At 43.3% G+C, this 614-nt stretch carries 2 protein-coding genes; both read right to left on the bottom strand.

The features are described from left to right. Window positions 1-68 precede the first annotated feature (68 nt). The gene (locus tag N1032_RS26280) at window positions 69-227 is read right to left on the bottom strand and encodes a hypothetical protein (protein WP_259543588.1); all 159 of its coding nucleotides are present in this window, start codon (window positions 225-227) and stop codon (window positions 69-71) included. Then, a complete protein-coding gene (locus tag N1032_RS26275; RefSeq protein WP_259543587.1) occupies window positions 224-469 on the bottom strand; it encodes a DUF2526 family protein in 246 nt (81 codons plus the stop codon). Before N1032_RS26275 ends, N1032_RS26280 begins: the two co-directional genes overlap by 4 nt. Window positions 470-614 lie beyond the last annotated feature (145 nt).

Below are 614 nucleotides of genomic sequence, written 5' to 3'. Positions count from 1 at the left end.
ACGGCCCACAGTACAACCTGACAGTGTGGTAGCAGCAACTACCCGACCTAATAACATTGCGATCTTTTTTACGTAATCAACCCTTTTGGTTTAGCTTTCATGAAGATAGAAAGGAAGATTGCAGATTCAGCAGTCAGGTGAGTTTCAGAACCATCATCATGTTTTATAACGACTGGCTTCTTCTCACCTTTCTTGAACTCAGCATTAAATACAGGCTTCTGGCTCATACAATGATACCTCCACGAGTTAATTGCTGTCGGCGCTGATCTGCTTCCCATTCACGACGTTTCTTCACATCTAAGCCGTGGTTATAAACAGCACGGCGCAGACGCATTTGCTGTTCATAACGGAAATCACGATCAAGTTCAGTATCTTCACTGAGTGCGCACAACAAAGTGTTCATCCCGATAATTACATCGAGTTCTATTGCTTTATCAACAGCAGCAATAACATCATCATTATGAGCCATGACCAGTCTCCTTACGAACTAACGCAGGATAAGAATGCTCACTACGAGCACCAGATTTTAAATCCAGCACTGTATAGCGAGCATCAGGGAAGCGACCCGTCTTTGACAGTACCATCATAGAGCCACCACGTTGATTTTTGAAAAT

The organism is Herbiconiux daphne, from assembly GCF_024979295.1.
Lineage (GTDB): Bacteria > Actinomycetota > Actinomycetes > Actinomycetales > Microbacteriaceae > Herbiconiux > Herbiconiux daphnes.
The sequence above is the reverse complement of the archived record's forward strand: the minus strand, read 5'-3'. Positions and strand labels throughout refer to the sequence as shown.